16 protein-coding genes are annotated in these 20,003 nt (G+C 30.8%); 1 reads left to right on the forward strand and 15 read right to left on the reverse strand.

Going from position 1 to position 20,003, the window contains the following annotated elements; translation table 11 throughout:
- Positions 1 to 50: 50 nt before the first annotated feature.
- The 7 genes from FAY47_RS00715 to FAY47_RS00745 form a co-directional block, all read right to left on the reverse strand.
- Positions 51 to 1,196: a glycosyltransferase gene (locus FAY47_RS00715; protein WP_143314423.1), complete on the reverse strand. Its 1,146-nt coding sequence runs from the start codon at positions 1,194 to 1,196 to the stop codon at positions 51 to 53.
- A gap of 3 nt (positions 1,197 to 1,199) precedes the next feature.
- The gene (locus tag FAY47_RS00720) at positions 1,200 to 2,477 is read right to left on the reverse strand and encodes a glycosyltransferase (protein ID WP_143314424.1); all 1,278 of its coding nucleotides are present in this window, start codon (positions 2,475 to 2,477) and stop codon (positions 1,200 to 1,202) included.
- Positions 2,478 to 2,486: 9 nt separating this feature from the next.
- On the reverse strand, positions 2,487 to 4,013 hold the full coding sequence (gene murJ, locus FAY47_RS00725) for a murein biosynthesis integral membrane protein MurJ (protein ID WP_143314426.1): 1,527 nt from the start codon (positions 4,011 to 4,013) through the stop codon (positions 2,487 to 2,489).
- Positions 4,014 to 4,024: 11 nt separating this feature from the next.
- The gene (locus tag FAY47_RS00730; RefSeq protein ID WP_143314428.1) at positions 4,025 to 4,732 is read right to left on the reverse strand and encodes a WecB/TagA/CpsF family glycosyltransferase; all 708 of its coding nucleotides are present in this window, start codon (positions 4,730 to 4,732) and stop codon (positions 4,025 to 4,027) included.
- Positions 4,733 to 4,741: 9 nt separating this feature from the next.
- Complete coding sequence (locus FAY47_RS00735; protein WP_143314430.1) at positions 4,742 to 5,830, reverse strand: tetratricopeptide repeat protein; 1,089 nt, start codon at positions 5,828 to 5,830, stop codon at positions 4,742 to 4,744.
- 93 nt (positions 5,831 to 5,923) lie between these two features.
- Positions 5,924 to 7,648 (reverse strand): phospho-sugar mutase, encoded by a 1,725-nt coding sequence (locus FAY47_RS00740; protein WP_143314431.1) that lies wholly within the window; start codon positions 7,646 to 7,648, stop codon positions 5,924 to 5,926.
- Between the two features lie 112 nt (positions 7,649 to 7,760).
- Positions 7,761 to 8,381, reverse strand: coding sequence for a 50S ribosomal protein L25 (locus FAY47_RS00745; RefSeq protein WP_243129494.1), 621 nt, complete (start codon positions 8,379 to 8,381; stop codon positions 7,761 to 7,763).
- A gap of 224 nt (positions 8,382 to 8,605) precedes the next feature.
- Between FAY47_RS00745 and FAY47_RS00750 the strand changes: the two genes are divergently transcribed.
- Positions 8,606 to 10,066: an aminotransferase class I/II-fold pyridoxal phosphate-dependent enzyme gene (locus FAY47_RS00750; RefSeq protein WP_143314433.1), complete on the forward strand. Its 1,461-nt coding sequence runs from the start codon at positions 8,606 to 8,608 to the stop codon at positions 10,064 to 10,066.
- A 163-nt stretch (positions 10,067 to 10,229) separates the two neighbouring features.
- On the opposite strand, the gene FAY47_RS00755 is transcribed toward FAY47_RS00750, so the two are convergent.
- The 8 genes from FAY47_RS00755 to FAY47_RS00790 form a co-directional block, all read right to left on the reverse strand.
- Positions 10,230 to 10,580, reverse strand: a complete 351-nt coding sequence (locus FAY47_RS00755; RefSeq protein WP_143314435.1) for a DUF1667 domain-containing protein — start codon at positions 10,578 to 10,580, stop codon at positions 10,230 to 10,232.
- 3 nt (positions 10,581 to 10,583) lie between these two features.
- Positions 10,584 to 11,837, reverse strand: coding sequence for an FAD-dependent oxidoreductase (locus FAY47_RS00760; protein ID WP_143314437.1), 1,254 nt, complete (start codon positions 11,835 to 11,837; stop codon positions 10,584 to 10,586).
- Positions 11,838 to 11,852: 15 nt separating this feature from the next.
- On the reverse strand, positions 11,853 to 13,280 hold the full coding sequence (locus tag FAY47_RS00765; protein ID WP_143314439.1) for an NAD(P)/FAD-dependent oxidoreductase: 1,428 nt from the start codon (positions 13,278 to 13,280) through the stop codon (positions 11,853 to 11,855).
- A 156-nt stretch (positions 13,281 to 13,436) separates the two neighbouring features.
- The gene (gene glpK / locus FAY47_RS00770) at positions 13,437 to 14,936 is read right to left on the reverse strand and encodes a glycerol kinase GlpK (protein ID WP_143314442.1); all 1,500 of its coding nucleotides are present in this window, start codon (positions 14,934 to 14,936) and stop codon (positions 13,437 to 13,439) included.
- 53 nt (positions 14,937 to 14,989) lie between these two features.
- Positions 14,990 to 15,547, reverse strand: a complete 558-nt coding sequence (locus FAY47_RS00775) for a glycerol-3-phosphate responsive antiterminator (RefSeq protein WP_143314444.1) — start codon at positions 15,545 to 15,547, stop codon at positions 14,990 to 14,992.
- 105 nt (positions 15,548 to 15,652) lie between these two features.
- Positions 15,653 to 16,357 (reverse strand): MIP/aquaporin family protein, encoded by a 705-nt coding sequence (locus FAY47_RS00780; RefSeq protein WP_143314446.1) that lies wholly within the window; start codon positions 16,355 to 16,357, stop codon positions 15,653 to 15,655.
- Between the two features lie 492 nt (positions 16,358 to 16,849).
- On the reverse strand, positions 16,850 to 17,590 hold the full coding sequence (locus FAY47_RS00785) for a DUF523 domain-containing protein (protein WP_143314448.1): 741 nt from the start codon (positions 17,588 to 17,590) through the stop codon (positions 16,850 to 16,852).
- Positions 17,591 to 17,639: 49 nt separating this feature from the next.
- Positions 17,640 to 20,000 carry an endonuclease MutS2 gene (locus FAY47_RS00790; protein WP_143314450.1) on the reverse strand — a complete coding sequence of 787 codons (2,361 nt, stop codon included), beginning with the start codon at positions 19,998 to 20,000 and terminating at the stop codon, positions 17,640 to 17,642.
- Positions 20,001 to 20,003: the final 3 nt, after the last annotated feature.

The raw sequence follows: 20,003 nt of genomic DNA on the forward strand, positions 1-20,003 counted from the left end.
ATTATATTATAAAAAAGAGTGATATCAACACTCTTTTTTACAGCCTATTTTTATTTACTTAAAACATCTTTATATATTTTCTTTATCTTTCCTATAATTACTTCCTCACCATAATTACTTATACATTTTTCTCGTATCAACTCATTATCAAAATCATTAATGTTTTCAACAAAATTCATTAGCCCTTCAACTAAAGCATTATGATTTTTATTTTCTACTATGATCCCATTGTAATCCTTAATAATGTCTTCAGCGCCACCATTTTTAGTTCCAAGAACAGGTTTACCAAGTGCCATCGCTTCAATATAGACAACTCCAAAAGTTTCATATTCAGATGCTAGAACAAAACCATCAAATTCATTCATAACTTTAACCACATCATCTCTTCCAACAGCGCCTAAAAAAGTAACTCGTCCTTCAAGTCCAAGCTCTCTTGTTAATGATTCCAATTCACTTCTTTTTTCTCCATCTCCACCTATAGTAAGAGTAACATTATCTTCACTAAATGCTTCACTAAATGCTCTAATAAGTCTATCCATACCTTTTCCTTCAACTAAGTATGCTAAAGAAAATAATTTAATTTCTTTTGAAGTTTCAATCTTTTCTTCAACACTAGTTCTTGAGAAATCAACCAAGTTATGTATTACTTCTATATCATTATCTGTGTACTTAGTCATTTCCTTCTTAAGCCCATTTCCAACAGCTATTAATTTATCAGCCGAATCATATGAATATTTAATCCATTTAAAATAACTCTCTTTAACATACTTACTATTTTCTAGAGATGTATGCTCTGTAAGTATAAATGGAACATTATATTTTTTTGCTACATATGCAGCAGAAATCCCACCCCAAAAAGCTGAGTGAGCATGGATTAAATCCACCTTTCCTTCTTTATTTACTATTTCAAGGTAAAGTTTTTCCATTCGCTTATTAAAACTCTTAAACATCCTAGGATTCTTAGGGAAAAAGTTATAGTCTTTGTATCTATAAGTTCTTAAATCTTCTTCAATATTAAAACTTAATCTTCTCTTTTCATTAACTCTCCCTAGCAAAGTTAAAGGCCAAATCTCATTATAAGCCACAGATATTTTCTCACCACTTCTCTGGAGAGCCTGAAACTGTTCTTTAAAAAAACTCCCATGAACTTTATTTCTAGGCGAGGCATACCAAGATGGCACAACCATTATATGCATAATCTACACCTCTAATATTTTATTTAATCTTTCAACTATTGTGTTCCACTCATAAGAATAATCTGGTTCAGTAAATAATTCTTCCTTCTCTTTTTGTAAAAGGTTAACCAAATTTGCTTTAATATCATCTCTGTTATTGTCAGCAGTAACACATCTATCATGATTTTCAACCAACTTCCGAATAGGATCATGATTATCACCATATATAGCAAATATCTTTCCTCTAGCACCAAAATACTCATAAACTTTTGCAGGTATCTGCTTAGATTCCCTATTTCCAAAAAGCAATAATATATCAGACTTCAACATATACTTGATTGCTTCATTAAATGGTATTCGTTTAGATACAGTAACAACTTCTAAAGAATCTAACTTTTCCTTCGCTTTTGCATCATCAATATTTCCAAAGAATAATACATTCATCTTTTTATATAGCAAAGAATTTTCTTCCTTTATTTCTTCTAAAGCCTTAATGAAAGGATTTATATCTCTAAGTTTTGAAAATATTTCACCAGCATAAATAATATTTATTTTATCATTTTTAATCAATTTAGGTTTTTCTTCCTTATTTATTTTTTCAAATAATTTAGAATCAAAACCTCTAGTTATAATATAGGTCTTTTCCTTATCAATACCATAACTTTTTATATAATCTTGTCTATTATCTTCTGTTACAAAAATAAATTTATCAGCTAAATTAACTATCTTCTTTTCCATACTTGCTTCAATGCTCTTTTTAACGAAATTAGATCTTAATCTAGTTGAATCCTTAAGCCATGGATCACTCCAATATGTTATCCATGGAACATTATTATACTTTTTCTTTATATTATATCCACATAAATGAGAAGATGGAGGTTCATGCATTGAAAATATTACATTAAATTTCTCTTCTTCCATCAACTTAATTCCATATTTACTAGCTTTTTTTGACCATATATAATACATATCTGGAATTACTACTGCATTTTTAATATTTCTAAGAATTTTTAATTTCCTTATTGACCCACTAGAAGGAGCTGTCTCTAATTCATTTTCTGAGTTTCTTGGAACTAGCTTATTAAATAGCTTCCCTCCTTCAATCAGATGTGTCTTTATATCTGAACTTATCATTTTACTTAACTCTTCATCATAGTATATTGAATCCTTTGGAAAATCTACCGTTAAAAGATGAACTTCATTTTCTTCTATTTCACTAAGTTTATTTAAGTACTGTAAAGTCTCAATTGCTGCTGAATTATTAATGAATGGCGAATAACACGCAATAAATAATATTTTCATTTTTTCCTCCTATGAACTAATTTTATTTTTCAATACAATTAGTATTTCTCTAACTTCATCTATTTTTAATATATAAGTAAAGCAGAAATAAACTAATGCACCAATAATAGTTCCAATTAATATATGAATAATTATAGGAAAACTTATAGTAATCTTACTTATTATCCCTATAATAATTACCATCCCTAAAGTAGAAAGGATAACCTTCACTAACTTTCCAAATAATAATTTAACATTCAACTTTCCCTGTAGCTTAACAATATTCCTAATGAGCAAAAGTGCTGTTACTAACATTGCTACTGAAGAAGCTATAGCAATACCTAAAATCCCTAAGTTTTTAGATAATGTTATGCTCAATACAATATTTATTATCATTCCTATAACTCCATTAGTTGCTGTAAGTTTTGTTTTTCCCATAGAAAACAAAGTTGAATTTAGTATATCTCTAACGCCTGTAAAGAATATTCCAAACGAATATCCAAACAGAGCTAATGTTACTAGTAATTGAGAGCTTTCCTCATATTTAAAAAATACAATCCTAACTATATCATTTCCATACAATAGCATACCTGCTGTAATAGGAACTAGTAACAATGCTAAATATATCACCGATTTTGATAACACTTCTAAAAACTCTTTATTCTTCCCTTCGCTTTGTCTATTAGCCAAAATAGGATATACAACTGTAGATATCGATGTGGTTACAATTGTATTTATAAAAGAGATCAAAAGTTGAGCATTATCTAATGTAGTTAAAGCACCTTTATCAAGACCTGAAGCTATATTTTTATCAACAACCATATTTAACGAATTTGCACCAGCCCCAACCATAACCGGTAATATTAATATGATAATTCTCTTTACTCTCTCATCTTTTAAGTCAATAAAGAATCTATACCTATAGCCATGTTTTTTTAATGATGGTACTTGAACTACTACTCTTGCAAAATTACCAATTACATTTGCAATAGTCAATCCATATATATTGAAATCCTTAAATATTATTAAATAAATTATCATAGGCAAATTAAAGAACAATCCAAGTATAGATGGAATTACAAAATCTTCATGAACTTGTAATATAGCCGTGAAGCATGCATTTATAGACAAGAACATCAAGTTTATTAATGTTATTCTAGTTAGTTTTGTTGCTATAATCATCGTTTCAGGATCAACCTTATCTCTATTCATAAATAGTCCTGTAATTTGCTCTGGAAAAAAACTTGCAACCACAAAGATTACCAATGATATAAAAAAAAGTATATTTATTATATTGTTGGCGAACTTATGCATTTCACTTTTTCCTTTTTTTACCTTAACATTACTAAGCATGGGTAAAAATGATGTTGAAATAGCAAGACCAACTAAGGTAAAAATTATATCTGGAATAGATGCTGCTGCTTTATATGCATCAGATTCTATTCCTGCCGGAAACCTTACTCCGATTAAAAAATCTCTAGCAAAACCCATGCACCTGCTTATTAAAGCAACTACCATAACTATAGCAGTCGACTTAATCAAACTATTTTTCTTCATATATTCACCCACTACTTACTTTTAGCTACTCTCCACAAAAATCGTGGAATTACTCCTAATCTTTTAATCCTACTTGGTTCATTTGAAACTCTGTACAACCATTCAAGTCCCAAAGAAATCATCCATTTCGGTGCTCTTTTAACATTTCCAGCAAAAACATCAAAACTACCACCCACTCCCATATATATTTTACATGGAAGCTTATCCATATTATTAATTATAAAATTTTCTTGTCTAGGACATCCCATAGCCACAAATATCGCCCATGGCTTCTTATCTTTTATATCTTGAACAATATCATCACAATTATCTAAATCAAAATATCCATTATGAGCCCCAACAATGTTAATAGTAGGTATATCTTTTTTAATATTCTTAATACATTCCTGTAGAGTCTCTTCCTTTGCTCCAAGTAGATAAATGCCTTTACCTTCATTAGCACCCTTATATAAAATTCCCTTCATAACTTCAATTCCTGCAATCTTCTCTTTAACAGGATTTTTTACCATCCTTGAAGCAATTACAGTTCCAACACCATCAGGAATTATTACAGAATACTCTGAATTAAAATTTTCATTAAGACTTTTATCTTCTAATCCATTAAATAGGATCTCTGGATTGCCAGAAACTATATTTACTTTATCTTTTTCAAAAATCTCATTTAATAATTCTGATTTACTCTTATTAAAAATCTTATATCCTAAAATTTTTGTATACATATAAACTCCTTATTTTGCTAACATTCTATCAATTTGTTGTACAATCTCATCTTCAGGATTTAATTTTCTAGCTATATCCAAGTGTAATTTTGCTTCTCTTTCATTACCTAAATTAAGATAACACATTACTATATTTGTACATATTTCAATATCCCTTGAAGCCTCAAATCCTTTTTTAAAATATTTTATAGCCTGTTCAAAATCTCCGATGCAAGCATAATTAACTCCAAGTTCATTTACTACTTCTAGAATACCTGACTCTATATCTAAACTTTCATTTAAATAATATATTGCTTTTTCATAGTTTTCAATTTTTCTATATGCTACTGCTAAGTAATAGTAAAGCAAAGGATTTTTTTCAAAATTATCAATTAGTGATAAAAATATTCCTATAGATTTTTCAGGACTTTCGTCTAACATATCTATAGCCTTTTCATATGAAGTAACATTCTCAATATCATTCATTATTACCTTAATATCTTCACTTACTTCCCCACCTTTATTTACATACTCATTAATATCTACTTTAGCACCTCTATAATCACCTTTAGCTTTAAGTATTAAGGCATTATAAAGATATGGCTCTGACAAGTTTGGAAATTCACCTTTTCCCTCTTCGATATCTTGCAATAAAATCTCTTCAAAAGCACTATCTCCTTCTCTTATAGCCTCGCCAATTAATAAAAGTTTTTTATAATATTCTTCATTTCCACTAGCTAAATATAGTCCTCTTACTAAAAGATAAGCTTCAACCAGGTCATTTTCCTTTATTCTATTTGTAACTAGTGATCTTCCACATTCTTCACTTTCTTTTATGTTATTTAAAACAATAATATAATCTTCGCTATATATAAGATTTTCATCTGCACCCAATGCAATTAACATCCCTTCGATAAAATAATATATAGGCAAATTACTAATTTTTATCTCATCATTCACATTACTTGTAATGTATTTAGAGCTAATTGGCACATATAAATCTTTGGTCTTCAAAGAAATTTTTTTCGATATATTGGTACTATTCTTAAAACCTTCCCAATCTACCTCTAAGAACAATAATTTATTTAATTTATCTTTAAATACTGTTTTATAATCCATTCGGCACCACCTAACCATTTTATGTCTCTTATAATTATACCCCAAAACAGAAAAAATGCTATCATCTTTCAAAATGATAGCATTTTCTTAATTTTATTTTAATTTTTTATTTATTATTTCCATTACTTTTTCTTTAAATCTTTGGATTTCTGTTTCAGCATTCTCTAAGCTATTTCCTTTAACTGCAAGATATACTTTCATTTTAGGTTCTGTACCCGAAGGTCTTACAACAAAATATGAATCATCTTCTAATATAAACTTCAATACATTAGAAGTTGGAAGATTAATATCCTTATTCTCTGCCTTAATTAAATTTTCTTCAACCTTTAGTTTATAATCTAATTTAGTTACAACCTTTACTCGATCAACTTCATTTAATGTAGAGCTTCTTAATCCATCAATACAAGTTGCAATCTTTTCTGCTCCTTCTTTTCCTGCAAGTTCTAAAGAAACTAGTTCTTCCTTAAAGAATCCATGTTTTTTATAAAGTTTAATTAAAGCTTCATAAAGACTCATTCCTTCTTCTTTATAATAAAGAGTCATTTCAGCAATAAGCATAGAAGCTATAACAGCATCCTTATCTCTTACAAAATCACCTGCAAGGTATCCATAGCTTTCTTCAAATCCAAATAAGTATTTCTTTTCTCCTGAAGTATTAAATTCTTGAATTTTTTCTCCAATATACTTAAATCCAGTTAATACATCAATAATTTCTATACCATAGCTTTCAGCTATTTTTCTAGCACCTTCTGTTGTAACAATTGTTTTTATTACAACTCCGTTATTTGGTAATTTTCCTGTCTCTTTTAGCGAACTTAATATATAGTTAGTTAACAGTAAACCTGTTTGATTTCCTGTTAAAACCTTATATTCTCCATTTCCAACATTAACAACAACACCAATTCTATCACAATCTGGATCAGTACCAAATATAATATCTGGCACTTCTTTCTTAGCCATATCTAATGCCAATTCAAATACTTTTGGTAGCTCTGGATTTGGATAAGGTGCAGTTGGAAAATCTCCATTTGGAGCCTCCTGCTCTTTAACCACTTTAACATTATTGTAACCTAATTCGTTTAATACTCTTCTAACAGGTACATTTCCACTTCCGTGAATTGGGGTATATATTATTTTTAAATCCTTTGCTTTACCTCTTACTAAATTCTCTCTTATAGTTAGTCCTTTTACCTTCTCTATATATGCTTTATCAACTTCTTCACCGATATACTTAAGTAATCCTTTTTCAATTGCTACACCTTCTGCAATTGATTTCAATTCTTCAAAACTTTCAATAGCATTTACAGCTGAAATTATTTTGTTAGCTTTTTCATCAGTTACTTGTCCACCAAACTCATCATACACTTTGTATCCATTATATTGTTTAGGATTATGAGATGCAGTAACAACTATACCACCTTGACAATTTAAATGTCTAACTGAAAATGAAAGCACTGGTGTTGGTCTTAAACTCTCATACAAATAAACCTTTACTCCATTTGCACATAAAGTTAATGCTGCCGCCTTTGCAAATTCCTTTGACATATTTCTTGAATCATAAGCTATTGCGATAGATGGTTCTTTAAAGTTTTCATTTAAGTAATTTGCAAACCCTTGTGTGGCCTTTGATACTGTATATATATTCATTCTATTAGTACCAGCTCCTATTACTCCTCTCAACCCACCTGTACCAAATTCTAAATCCTTATAAAATCTATCTTCAATCTCCTTGTCATCTTTTATATTACGTAATTCTTTCTTGATTTCTTCACTTATAATACTTGAGTTTAACCAGTTTGTATACTTATCTTTATACACTAATACCCCTCCTCCTATTCTTTACAAATATATTATACAACATAAATTACAATTTACAATGGGAAAGTTAATTTTTCCCATTTTTTTCTAAACGAGGGGTATCACTCCCCTATCAGTCTTCTGACTTTTTCTCTTCTTTATCCGTATCACGATTTTCCATTTCTTGCTCTCCTAATTGAGATGTTAATCTATTTTCATTACTAATTGAAGCAACTACTGTATGAATATCATCTATAATTGAAATTTCTTCTCCAAACTCTAGATCTTCAAACCTATATACATCTCCTAATTTTCCTTTTGATACATCAACTTTAAATGATCTTGGTAAATCATCGGGTTTACAGGTTACTTTAACAACTGCTTTTTCTTTTTGAAGAACAGCACCTTTATTATTTAGCCACTCTTCTCCAACAAATTGAATAGGTACTTCGGATTGGATTTCTTTATTTGTTGTTATTTCTTCTAAATCTATATGAATTACCTTATGTGATACCGGATCTCTTTGAACTTCTTTTAGTAAAGCTTTTTCACTTCTCCCATTTAAATTAAAATTAATTATTCCATGTTCTCCTGATAAAGATAATTCTCTTCTTAATTCTAGTTCTCCAACTTCAAACAAAAAATTTTCCACCCTTTTTCCGTATAAAATTCCTGGAACAAATCCTTTTCTTCTCTCTCTTCTAGCAGAATGTCCTGATACTATATTTCTCTCCATCAATTCTAAATTATTCAAAGTTTTTTCACTCCTTATTTTATAAACTCTTTTTAATTATTCCAAGAATTTATAAAAATTATACAAATGAATTTAAAATTGCCATTTAATTTTCGAATCATTTACATCAAATTCTTTGAAAACTCATATATTAATATTGCATCCTACAAATTTATACAATATAATCATATAGGATTAATTTCTAAAAAAATAATTAAACTAAACTCATGAAAGCGGGTGTATAAATGAACAAATTTGATCAAAATAGAACTCCTTTATTTGATGCATTAAAAGAATACGTGAACAGAGATACTCTACCATTCCATGTACCTGGACACAAAAAAGGAGTAGGTATAGATAACGAATTTAAGAATTTTATGGGAGAAAACCCTTTTAAGATAGATGTTACAGTATTCAAACTAGTAGATAGCTTACATCATCCAACAGGCCCTATTAAAGAAGCTCAAGAACTTGCTGCAGATGCATATGGTGCAGATGCTAGTTTTTTTTCAATTCATGGAACTTCTGGTGCTATACAAGCAATGATTATGTCTGTTGTATCTGATGGAGATAAAATAATAGTTCCTAGAAACGTTCATAAATCTGTTACTGCCGGAATTATATTAAGCGGAGCTACTCCTGTATTTATGCAACCTGAACTTGACAAAAAATTAGGAATTGCTCACGGAGTTACTCCTTCAACAGTTAAAGAAACCCTTGATTCCAACCCTGATGCCAAAGCCGTACTCCTAATTAATCCTACTTACTATGGAGTATCTACTGATATTAAGAAAATCGCAGATATAGTTCATGAATATAATATACCATTAATTGTAGACGAAGCTCATGGCCCACACTTGGCATTTTCAGATAAACTTCCAATGTCAGCTATAGAAGCAGGAGCAGACATTTGTGCTCAAAGTACACATAAAATTATAGGATCGTTAACTCAAGGCTCTCTACTTCATGTAAAAGGCAACTTAGTTAGTCCTAAAAAAGTACAACAAAGATTAAATCTTTTACAAACCACTTCTCCTTCTTATATTTTAATGGCATCTTTAGACTGTGCTAGAAGACAAATTGCTTTAGATGGAAAAAAACTTTTAGATCAAGCCATAAAGTTATGCGATTATACAAGGGAAGAAATAAATAAGATACCTGGTTTTTATTGTTTTGGAAAAGAAGTACTAGGAAAAGATGGCTCTTATGCTTTTGATTCTACTAAACTTACTATATCCTGTAGAGAACTAGGGATAACTGGATACGAACTAGATACAATATTAGCTGATAAATACCATATTCAAATGGAATTATCTGATTTTTATAATGTTTTAGCTGTTGGATCTTTTGGTGATACAAAGGAAGGTATGGACAAATTATTAACTGCCTTAAAAGAAATATCAAGAGAATTTATTGGAAAAAGACCAGCAACGCCTGACTTTTTGGACATTCCATCCATTCCAAAAAAAATACTAGAACCACGTGAAGCCTTTAACGCTAAAAAAGAAGATACTTTACTTGAAGAAAGTGAAGGCAAAATTTCTGGAGAATTTCTTTTAGCCTATCCACCAGGTATACCATTACTTTGCCCTGGTGAAAAAATTACTAAAGAAATCATAGATTATGTAGATGATTTAAAACGTGCTAATCTTTATGTTCAAGGGACAGAAGATTCTACAGTAACTTATATAAAAACTGTCATTTAGCTTTTTTATCTTATCCTATAGAGTAGAGATTTAAAATTTCTATTCTATAGTTTTTTTATACAATAGCAAAGTATGCAATCATTGTTTGTAAGATACTAATTCATTAGCTGTAAAAATAAGGTTTAGAAGCAACTTAATCACAAAGCTGCTTCTAAGCCTTCTATTACTTCCAAACATTTTTTGTTGCAACAACATCAACACCAGTTTGAAGTACATCTTTAATTAAAACATCTCCTATTTTAACTGGAGCATTTACACTAATTCTATTTATTTCCTCCATACACCTCATAGTAAGACCTTTTGGTATTGGCTTTTGAGTTTTTACTGGAACTACTTGCACTTCTCTTCCATTAACCTTTACTGTTGAAGTTATTATTCTAACTGGATTTGTAACTTCATTTACTCCATACTCAGCTCCTCTAGGACAAGTATTTCCACTAACTTTTAAAGTGTCCTCTTCAACCTTTAAATGACAGCCTTTAGGACAACATATACATATTAATTCTCTTTCCATTTTCTACTCACCATCCTCTAATGATATTGTTATATCTTCTTTAACTTTTTCTAATAGCACTTTACTTAAAACCACTTTTTCCATTTCTGATGGTGCCAAATGAGCTCTTTTAAATTTAGCTATAATCTCGTCTCCACTTCTAACTACTAGTGCTTTGTTGTGATATATATTATTTACTCTCATAAATACAGTTAACTTATCTTTAACATCATCTATATTTAATCTTTGTGGAACTGTATAATTAACATTATTACCATTAATTATATTTACATATTTATCTTTCTTTAGTTCATTTCTTATATATCTAGCTGCTGAAATACCTGTACGTTTTGATTCCTCTGTTACAAAATCAACTAAGTCATGAACATGAACTACATTACCACAGGCAAATATTCCATCTACTGATGTCTCCATACTTTCTGTAACTTTTAATCCATTTGTTCTTCTATCAGGTTCAATTCCAGCATTAATAGATAATTCATTTTCTGGTATTAGTCCTACTGATAACAACAAAGTATCTGCATCAAATGTTATTTCTGTCCCTTTAATAGGTCTTCTGTTTTCATCTACCTTTGCTATTACTACTTTTTCAACTCTTTCTTTACCTATAATATCTACAACTGTATGGGATAGATATAATGGAATATCATAATCATTTAAGCATTGTACTATATTTCTATTTAATCCATTTGAATATGGACATAATTCTACTACTGCTTTAACTTTTGCTCCTTCAAGAGTCATTCTCCTTGCCATTATAAGGCCAATATCACCAGATCCTAAAATAACAACTTCCTTTCCAGGCATATACCCTTCAACATTAATATATCTTTGAGCTGCACCTGCACTAAATACACCTGCTGGTCTATCACCTGGTATATTTATCGCCCCTCTTGTCCTTTCTCTGCATCCCATTGAAAGGATTATAGCCTTGGCTTCAAGTTCCATATATCCTTCTTCTGAATTTATTGCATAAACTTTTTTATCCTTTGTTATTTCTAATACCATAGTATCAAGTTTCACTTCTATATCAGTATCTTTTACCATTTCAATAAATCTACTTGCATATTCTGGACCTGTAAGTTCTTCTTTGAAAGTATGTAACCCAAAGCCATTATGAATACATTGATTTAGTATTCCACCTAATTCTTTATCTCTTTCTATAATTAATATCTTTTTTATTCCATTATTATATGCTTCATAAGCTGCTGCAAGGCCTGCTGGTCCTCCACCTACTACGATTAATTCATAACTCATAACTTTGTCCCCCTTCTACTTAGTTTTCCCTACTAATATATAAGATTTATCTTTTTCCAACATAACACTTTCTAATGGAACATCATATTCCCTTGCTATTATCTCTTGAACTTTTGGTCCACAGAATCCACCTTGACATCTTCCCATTCCTGGTCTACATCTTCTCTTTACTCCATCTAAGGATATGCTTCCAAAACTTCTTTTTATTGCATCAACTATTTCTCCTTCTGTTATACTTTCACATCTACAAACAATTCTCCCATACTCAGGATTTTCTTTTATAAGATTAGCCTTATCCTTTGGTTCCAATTCCATAAAATGAATTTGATCTCTTTTTGCTATGAAATCTTCTTTTTTTTCTAAGCTACATCCTGCTTTTTCTAATATACTAACTACATCTAGTGCTATAGCTGGAGCTGAAGATAATCCTGGTGATTTCATTCCTGCAACATCTACAAAACCTTTTACTTCGTCATTTTCTTCTACTATAAAGTCACCTGTATCTGGATTAGCTCTAAGGCCTGCAAAATTTCTTATTCCTTCTCTAAAATTAACTTTTGTTGTAGTTTTCATAGCAGATTCTCTTATTTCTTCTAATCCTTCTGCAATTGTTCCTAAATCTTCTTTATCTTCTATATCTCTTGCATCAGGCCCAACTAATAAATTTCCATGAACAGTTGGTGTTACTAATACTCCTTTTCCAAGCTTTGATGGACATTGGAATATTGTATGACTAACTAAACTTCCTTGGCTTTTATCCATTACATAATATTCACCACTTCTTGGAATTATCTTAAAGCTTTCTTTACAAATTAAATTGTGTATCTTATCAGCATAAACCCCAGCAGCATTTATAACAAATTTAGCTTCTACTATTTCCCCATCCTTAGTTGAAATTTTAAAGGAATCATCTTTTTCTATTGAAACAACTTCTTTTCTCAATTTAATTTCTCCACCATTTAAAACTCCATTTTCTGCTAAAGCTATAGTATATTCAAATGGTCCAACTATACCACCAGTTGGTGCATATAATGCTCCTTTTATATCTTCATTAAGGTTTGGTTCTAATTCTAAGGTTTCTTCCTTTGTTAAAATCTTCAAATCCTTAACTCCTATTTTGCTTCCATTTTCATAAAGGTTTTTTACTGTATTCATATCTTCATCATCAAAAGCTAATATAAGTGATCCGTTTCTCTTAAAAGGAACGCTTAACTCCTTACATAAATCACCAAACATTTCATTTCCTTTAACATTGTACTTTGCCATTAAAGTATCTTCCTTAGGATCATATCCTGCATGCACTATTGCCGAATTTGCTTTACTTGTTCCTAGTGAAACATCATTTTCTTTTTCTAACACAACTACCTTTAAGTTATACTTGGTTAATTCTCTAAATATGGAACATCCTATGACACCTGCTCCAATTATTGCTACATCATACATATTAAACCCTCCTTAATTACGTAAAAAAAGCCAAGCTAAAAACAAGGTGAATAATCACCAAAGTTTTTATGCTTGACTCTAAATTCTCTCAGCATTTTATTATTTATTTTATACTTACATTATAGCCTGTATAGGTATACATGTCCAGCTTTTATTTTAATCTTCTTCCCATTCTTTTGCTCTCTTAACCGCTTTATTCCATCCCTTGTATAATTTATTCTTTTTATCTTCATCTAGATTAGGAGTATAAGTCTCACTTACAGCCCACTTTTCCGCAATTTCTTCTTTAGATTTCCAAAAACCTACAGCAAGACCAGCTAAGTATGCTGCACCAAGAGCTGTTGTTTCTGTTATTATAGGTCTTACAACATCTGCACCTGTAATATCAGCTTGGAATTGCATTAATAAATTATTTCTACAAGCCCCACCATCAACTTTAAGACTTGTAAGCTTACATCCTGAATCTTCTTGCATTGCATCTATTAAGTCTCTTGATTGATAAGCGATAGATTCAAGTGCAGCTCTAATAATATGATTTCTATTAGCTCCTCTTGTTAGTCCCATAATGGCTCCTCTTGCATACATATCCCAGTATGGAGCACCAAGTCCAGTAAATGCTGGAACAATATAAACGCCTCCATTATCTTCAACTTTTTTTGCAAAATACTCTGTGTCTGCTGCATCACTAACTAACTTAAGTTCATCTCTAATCCATTGAATAACAGCACCTCCAACAAACACTGAACCTTCTAATGCATATTGTACTTTGTTATCAATTCCTATTGCAATGGTAGTTACTAATCCATTTTTGCTTTGTATCATCTTTTTTCCTGTATTCATAAGAAGGAAGCAACCTGTTCCATAGGTATTTTTAACACTACCTTCTTCAAAACAAGTTTGTCCAAATAGAGCACATTGCTGATCTCCAGCCATACCTGCTATAGGAACTCTAACTCCTCCAGTACCTCCAAGGTTTGTATATCCATAAACTTCTGATGAATTTCTAACCTCTGGTAACATTGATTTTGGAATGTTAAGTTTCTCTAAAATCTTTTCATCCCATCTTAATTCTTTTATATTATAAAGCATTGTTCTTGACGCATTTGTGTAATCGGTTACATGAACTTTGCCATTTGTAAGTTTCCATACTAACCAAGTATCAACTGTACCAAACAATAACTCCCCATTTTCCGCTCTTTCACGTGCACCTTCAACATTATCTAAAATCCATTTTATTTTAGTTGCCGAAAAATATGCATCTAATAATAATCCTGTATTTTCTTTTACATATTCCTGAAATTCTTTATCTTCTTTAAGCTCTTCTATTATTGCTGCTGTTCTTCTACATTGCCAAACAATAGCATTGTATACTGGTTCACCTGTTTTTTTGTCCCATACTATTGTTGTTTCTCTTTGATTTGTAATTCCTATAGCTGCAACTTCATCTTGAGTTATATTAGTTTTTGCCATTACCTCTTGCAAAACTCCATATTGACTTGCCCAAATTTCTAAAGGATTATGCTCAACCCACCCCTTATCTGGATATATTTGGGTAAATTCCTTTTGGCTTACACCAAATATATTTTGTTCTTTGTCAAAAATTATTGCTCTTGAACTTGTAGTTCCTTGATCTAAGGCTATAATATATTTTTTCATATAACGCACTCCTCTGCTATCTAATATTTCTCTAAAACTTAATTCTATATAGACTACATGTCCCAAATTTCTTTTTTAGTCGTAGACACACATGTAGCTCCTGAACTTAAAGCCTCCATAACCTCTTCTTTAGTTTCAATTAAACCTCCGGCAACTACAGGTTTATTAGAATACTTTGCAATTATATCAATTACCTTTGGAATTATTCCAGGTAAAATTTCTACTGCATCGCATTCAGAAATCAAATGATTCTTAACATTGTTTAATGAAAGTGTATCAAATATAAAGAACCTTTGAACTGCTAACAAATCATATTTCTTAGCAAGCTTAACTACTTGTGGTTTTGTACTAATTATTCCACTAAATCTTGTTTCTTCTTTTATATACCTTATGACAACTTCCTTATTTGTAAATCCTTCAACTAAATCGATATGAATTATCCCTATTTTATTACTAGATATTATGATATTGCTTATTTCTTTAATGTTAATTACATCTCCATATAAAACAAATATGATTTCAGCATCTGAATTTACAGCCTTATCTAATTGTTCTTCATTTTTTACTGCTGCTATAATTGGATTTTCTTCTAATAATTCTTTTATATTCATGTTCACTCCTATGTAATTGTTTTCTTCCCATCCTAAGTATTACACACTAATTTTATAGTGTCAAATCATGGTATGAAAGTTTGCCTTTAAAATATGATTATTTTATTAAAAAAGCATTGTATAAACTAAAGCCCCTAAAACACCACCAATTATTGGTCCAACTACAGGAATCCATGAATAATCCCAATCTGAATCACCTTTATTAGGTATAGGTAAAACCGCATGTGCGATTCTTGGTGCTAAATCTCTAGCTGGATTAATTGCATAACCTGTTGTCCCTCCTAAGCTTAATCCAATTCCCCAAATCAATAAACCTACAAATAATGTACCTACTCCATTAGTCAAGTTTTGCGCTCCTATTCCTAAAATTCCAAAAACTAATACAAATGTACCTATGACCTCGCAAGTAAAGTTTATTATCTTATTTCTTATAGCCGGACCTGTACAAAATACTGCTAGCTTGTCTTCTTTGCCTTCACTACATTTGAAGTGATCATAGTTATGAACAAACACTAAAACGGCTCCTAAAAATCCACCTATAAATTGTCCTGCTAAATATATTGGAACTTCGCTCCATGCTACTTTTCCTATTACAGCAAAAGCAATTGTTAATGCTGGATTAAAATGTGCTCCACTGTAGCTTCCAAAAATCAAAGCAGGGACCGCCACTGCAATAGCCCATCCAGTTGTGATTACCATCCAGCCTGCACCATATCCTTTAGAATTCTTTAAGACAACGTTTGCAACAACACCATCTCCTAATAGAATAAGTAATAACGTTCCTATAAGCTCTGCTAAAAAAATTATCATAGCACTCTCTCCATTCTATTTTATAGTACTTTTTGATTATTATATTCATTACATAGAATTAATTTATATCCACCTACTTTCATAAATTAATCTTCTTATTGATATTACCGGTAAATAACACAATACATACTTATGATTTTAGTAAAACTAGTTTTATTAAGAATTAGTTAATTTTCTCCATAATTATAGCCACATAAAACACACTTCATTTTAAACAAATAATTTTTTATATTGCTTAAAATAGAAGTTTCAAATTACTTAGTTACATCTAACTAAGTAATTTCTGTTTTATGTGGCCGAATTCTCTCATCTCTCTATAGCCTACATTCCCAAAAAACTTTGTTATTACTTTAATGTAATTGTTTCCTTTATATGCTAAGTATCACATATTTATTTTCCAGTGTCAAGATTAATTATTTCATTGATGTAATAATATTATTAAGTGTTTCAAATTTAACTAGATAGAGTACTTTGAATAATGCTGCCTAAATTTTATTCATCCTTACTCTCTTCAAGAACTTCTAGTATCTCTTTCTTAGTAAAGCCCGTGGCACTTTCTATATCCTCTAATGTTTCAAGTCCAAACATCTCTTTTGCCATAGTTATTATCAATCTCTTCATGTTTTTCTCAACATTTTCAGGTAAGTCTGTAATTATTTCTTCATCATCTTTTATAATGCTATAAACTATTGCACTTTCTTCATTTTCAAAATTCTCATCCACGTCTTTTCTTTTAAAATCATAATCTGACAGATAAATTAGCTTATTACTCTCTTCTATCTTCTCACTGTATTCTTTATCAGATAGTATATCTACTCCTGATCTCTTTAGTATATATGCTGTAATGCCTTCACCAGCTATCTTACTACCACAAAAGCTTCCATCATAAATATAATTACATCCACAAGAAGGACTACCTTCTTTTAGTATTGCTGCTATAGTACCAGAAGTTTTGGCAATCTTTATAGTTTCCTCAGCACCTTTTATAAAAGATTCAGTTACATCCTCACCTTCTGAAGTCACTACCTTACCTATTCCATCTTCTACAATACTTCTTGCTGTACCACCTATAATCTCTGCTGGTTTTCTCGGAGTTGTCAATCCACCTAATTGTTCAGGACAAATTAAAATAGCTTCACCTTGCTCCAACAATTTAACACAATCCTTATTTAAATTATTTTTGCCACTATACTTACAATTGACTCCACATAAGCATGCACTTATCAAATACATTTTAGCACCTCAATTTCATTACTGCATAAATATATAAATATTAATCATTTTACTTTAATTCAACTACTGTAACACCATCTCCACCTTCGCCATAAACCCCTAGTCTATAACTTTTTACGTGAATGTGTTTCTTTAACATAGTATTTATTGCCTGCCTAAGAACTCCAGTACCTTTACCATGTACTATTGTAACTTCACCTAGGTTTGCCATATAAGCTTCATCTAGATATTTATCTGCTCTATAACATGCCTCTTCCCCATCTAGTCCTCTTAAATCAATACTGTTTTCAACAGCCCTCAAGTTAAGATTAACTTCTCTTTTCCTCTTCTTTTCTTTCGGTTTGGAAGCACCTTCACTCGTTCTAAGATCTTTCAATTTTACACTTATCTTCATTATACCTGCTTCAACTTGAACTTCACCTTTTTTATCAGGCATAGAAATTATAACTACTTTTTGATTTAATGAAGGTAAAAATGCATCCATTCCAAGTGTTACTTTTTCAATTACTTCTCCTGAATTTTCTCTTGCCTTTATCATAGCTTTTTCTTTTTCTTCAAGTGAATCCTTTAATTTCTTTCTTTCTTCCTCTAATCTATTTCTTCCGCCCCCTGAGATACCCATCTTTTCAAGTTCTCTCATAGCCTTTAATATATCATCAGCTTCGTCTTTGGCTTTAGCTATTATTTCTTTAGCTTCTCTTCGCGCCTCATTATAAGCATTATCTCTAATTGTCTCAAGTCTCTTAAGTTTATCTTCATAAGTCTTTTTAATTGTTTCTGTTTCATTCTTTAATCTCTCAGCGGCTCTTGCATCTCTATTAGCAATTATACTCTTCTCTTGTAAATCTCTTATTAAATCTTCAAATTGAAGATTTTCCTTTGATATATGTTCTTTTGCTTTATCTATAACATAATCATTTAATCCAAGTCTCCTACTTATTTCAAATGCATTAGATTTACCTGGTATTCCAATTAGCAATCTGTATGTAGGTCTTAAGGTTTCAACATCAAATTCCACTGAAGCATTTTCTACCCCTGGAGTTTTTAAGGCATATCCTTTAAGTTCACTATAATGAGTAGTAGCTATAATTTTAGTTCCTCTCTCCTTTAACGTTTCAATAATTGATACAGCTAACGCCGCTCCTTCTGTAGGATCTGTTCCTGCCCCAAGCTCGTCAAATAAAGCTAAAGATTCTTTATCTGCCACTTTCATTATTTCAACAATGTTTGTTAGGTGTGAGGAAAATGTTGAAAGACTTTGCTCTATACTTTGCTCGTCTCCTATATCAGCAAATACCTCTCTATAGAAACTTATAGACGATCCTTCCTTTGCACATATTAACAATCCACTCATTGCCATAATATGTACAAGTCCAACTGTTTTAAGGGTTACAGTTTTCCCGCCTGTATTGGGCCCTGTTATCATTAAAGCTGTAAAATTCTTACCTAAGTACACATCAGAAGAAACAGCTACATCCGGATCTAATAACGGATGTCTCACATTAATTAAATCAAATACACCATCACTATTCACTTCAGGAATTATTCCATTAATGGACAACGAATATTTTCCCTTTGCAAATATAAAATCAAACTGCAGTAATATCTTCATATCACTTTCAAGTACATCTACATTATCCCTTACTTTTCTAGATAGTTCTAAAAGAATTCTTTCAATTTCAGCTTGTTCCTTTAACTTTAATTCCTTTATTTCGTTATTAAGATTAACTAAGCTCATAGGCTCAACAAATAAAGTTGCTCCTGTTGAACTTTGATCATGAACAAGTCCTGGCACAGCACCCCTATATTCGGCTTTTACAGGAACTACATATCTATCTCCCCTCATGGTATATATGGCATCTTGAAGATATTTTGCATTGCTTCTCACTATAGAATTAACTTTTTCTCTTACTGAAGAATTTTTTTCCTTTAAACTCCTTCTAATTCCATGCAAAGTTCCACTTGCTCTGTCGCTTATTTCTTCTTCAGAAATAATGGCTCTTTCTATTTCTAATTTCAAATTATTTATAGGAGTAAGTATATATGCCAAATCTTCTAATTTATCATACTTTTCCTCTTCATCTTTTCTCTCTAAGTAGCCTTTAACTTTGTCTGTACATCTTAACATATTACCTACATATAATAATTGTGCAGCTGATAAACTTCCACCTTTTTTCGCTCTTTCTAAGCCCTCTCTCACATCATGCAACCCTTCAAATGGAGGATTTCCTTTTTTTATAATCAATTTGCAAGCTTCATCAGTTTCTTGCAATGCATTTCTTGTATCAAATATTGATTCACAAGGAGCTAATTTTTCTACAAGTTCCTTTCCTCCACTAGTTACTGCATACCTCTTAACTTTGTCTCTAATCTTATTGAATTCTAATACTCTTAATGCTCTTTCATTCATTTC

It is taken from the genome of Clostridium sp. HBUAS56017 (assembly GCF_007115085.1).
GTDB classification, from domain to species: domain Bacteria; phylum Bacillota; class Clostridia; order Clostridiales; family Clostridiaceae; genus Clostridium; species Clostridium cibarium.